The 2702-nt window shown below is 69.5% G+C and carries 3 protein-coding genes; 2 read left to right on the top strand and 1 reads right to left on the bottom strand.

Going from position 1 to position 2702, the window contains the following annotated elements:
- The first annotated feature begins 150 nt into the window (after positions 1-150).
- Positions 151-855 carry an ATP-binding cassette domain-containing protein gene (locus tag AAGI46_16765; GenBank protein ID MEM1013860.1) on the top strand — a complete coding sequence of 235 codons (705 nt, stop codon included), beginning with the start codon at positions 151-153 and terminating at the stop codon, positions 853-855.
- Between the two features lie 23 nt (positions 856-878).
- Positions 879-1796, top strand: a complete 918-nt coding sequence (locus AAGI46_16760; GenBank protein MEM1013859.1) for an RNA 3'-terminal phosphate cyclase — start codon at positions 879-881, stop codon at positions 1794-1796.
- Between the two features lie 118 nt (positions 1797-1914).
- Here the strand turns inward: AAGI46_16760 and AAGI46_16755 are convergent.
- Positions 1915-2702: ABC transporter permease subunit (locus AAGI46_16755; protein ID MEM1013858.1), on the bottom strand; the 788-nt coding region annotated here is incomplete at its 5' end.

Raw genomic sequence — 2702 nt, 5'->3', positions numbered from 1 at the left:
CTTGGTCGAGCGCGACTTCCGCGCCGCCGTCGCAGCGGCGGGCGAGACCTCGACTGGCGAGACGATTCAGCTTCGCATGCAGCCCAACGTCGCGGTGCTTCGCGCGCAGGTGCCGCTAAGCGAAGAGCCGGCCGACCTGTACATCTCGCGATGACAACGGCGACTGCGACTGCCCTGTCGGTGACGAAGCTGCATGCCCGGCGTGACGGGCGCGACGTGCTGCGCGACATCTCGTTCGTCGCCGAAGCCGGCGAAGCCGTCGCCATCGCAGGGCCCAACGGCGGTGGGAAGACGACACTGCTGCTGTGCCTCGCCGGGCTCGCACCGTTCGGCGGTGGGGCGATCGACATCAACGGCGAGTCTGCCGAGTCGGCCGGGCGCCTCGGGCACGTCGGGTACCTGCCGCAGCGGACAGCGTCGACGGGCGCGCTGCCGGTGACGCCGCGGCAGGCGATCCAGCTGGCGGCGGGGCCGCGCGACGTCGACGTCGACTGGCTCGGCAAGTTGGAGCGTGTGCTGCTGGGCGACGTCGAGCCGGATCGGCCGGTGGCGAGTCTGAGTGGTGGCCAGCAGCAGCTCGTCGCGATTGCCAAGTCGCTCGCGCATCGGCCGAAGTTGCTGTTACTCGACGAGCCGACCCTCGGCCTCGCCCCGCCTGCGGTCGCTCGCCTGGTTGAGGCGGTCGAGATGGCTCGCGAGGAGCTTTCGGCCACCGTCGTGATCTCCACGCACGACCACCTCGCGGCCTTGCGGCTGTCGAACCGTCTGGTCTACCTCGACCGCTCCATCCGCTACGACGGCCCCGCCAACGCTGTACCGCCGGCGCTGGACGCGAGGCTGTGCCATCACGAATAGGGCCGGATCGCTACCCTGTTGCCGTGACGTCGGACGTCGAACAAGCCGGTGCGTTGGCGATGGCGGAGCTGAAGCTTCGGCAGAGCAGCCCGACGCTGCCGATGTTCGGTGCGCTTCGGACGGTGCTCGACGCCGCTCGCGAGCCGGGTGGTCGTGAGGTGCCGACGGACGTGGTCATCGGCCCGGTCGAAGGCGTCTCTGCCGGGCGGCTGGCCGACGTCATCGTGCCGGCCGCGATCGCCGCGAAGCGTGCGTTGCGCGTTGAGGTTCGCGGCGCGACGCACGGACATGACGCGCCGGCCTTTCCGTTTTTCCGCTACGCACTCCAACGCGCGCTCGGCCGGCTCGGCTTCGACATCGGCTTCGAACTCAGCCGCGCCGACTTCGGCGAGGCGGGACGGCTGTTCGTCCACACCCGGCCGCGCGTGCGGACAAGTCGCTGGGCGTGGGGCCACCCCGGGCGATTCGTTTCGCTTCGGTGCGAGATCCTGATCGGCCGGCAGCCGTTGGACGTGGCACAGACGCAGCTTCGCGTGCTTCGCGAGCACCTGCACTCGGCCGGTTGGCCACTGCCGGCGGTGACGGTGCGGGAGGCCGACGATACAACCACGCCCGGCAACGCGGTGACGGTCCGAGCCATCTGCACCGCCGGCGAGGCGGTCTTCACCGCCGTGGCCGCCGAGGGCGATGACCCGTCCGACGTGGCGGCGCAGGCAGCGAGCCGGGCGATGGGCTGGCTGACCAGCGGCACGGGTGTGCAGCGTCGCCTGGCCCGCAGACTGGTCGTCCCGATGGCGTTGGCGTCGGGCGGACGGTTCATCAGCGACGGGCGTGACGATCCGCACCTGTTACGTCTCGTCGACACCGTGACGGCTGACCCGAACGTCGCCTGCCGCCTCACCCGCCACCGCGGGCGGTTGCTGGTCGAGATGACGCGGTGAGTTGCAATCTTCCGTCATCCCGAGCGCAGCCGAGGGACCTCGGAGTGGTTCTGTACGGCGTTCCGGGCGAGGTCCTTCGACTCGCTGCGCTCGCTCAGGAGGACGGAGTTGACTCCCGTCAATCGCTCGCCAGCCCACGCGGCACGACGACCTTGCCGACGAGGTCGAGTCCGAATTGGACGACCAGGGCCATGACGGCCGCGGGCACGGCACCTTCGAGTGTCGTGCGGACGCTGTCGTTGCGGAGTCCGTCGAAGATCGTCTGGCCGTAGCCGCCCGCACCGATGAAGCCGCCGAGGGTGGCGAAGCCGACCGTGATGACGGCCGAGGTCTTGATGCCGGCCAGGATGCTCGGCAAGGCCAATGGCAGCTCGACGCGTGTTAATCGATGCCACTGCGACAGGCCTAGCGCTTCGGCCGATTCGAGGATGGGCTTCGGAATGCCGACCAGTCCCGCGTGGGTGTTTCGAACCATCGGGAGCAGCGAATAGAGGAACAATGCCGCAATCGCCGGCTTCGGTCCGATGCCGAGCAGCGGGATCATGAAGACGAGCAGCGCGATCGAAGGGATCGTCTGCACGATGCCCGTGATCCCCAAGACCACCCGGCCCGCCGTTCGTCCGCCCGCGGCCAACACGCCCAGCGGCACTGCCAGCGCAATGCCGAGGAGCATCGCGGCGACGACGAGCCACGCGTGCTCGATGGTGCGTTGCCACAACCTGGCCGGAAGTGACAGGTCCGCGGTGACGTCGTCTGCCGCGTCGGTGAAGTGCTCGGCCAGGTACGCCGCGGCGGCTGCGGACTCGGAGTTCAGGCCACCCTCGACGCGGGCGTTGAGCGCGGTCATCGACGCCTCGTCCAGTGTGCCGGCCATCTGACGCCAAGCTTCGACGACGGTCGGATGCG

It is taken from the genome of Planctomycetota bacterium (genome assembly GCA_038746835.1).
In the GTDB taxonomy this organism is placed as follows: domain Bacteria; phylum Planctomycetota; class Phycisphaerae; order Tepidisphaerales; family Tepidisphaeraceae; genus JBCDKH01.
The sequence above is the reverse complement of the archived record's forward strand: the minus strand, read 5'-3'. Positions and strand labels throughout refer to the sequence as shown.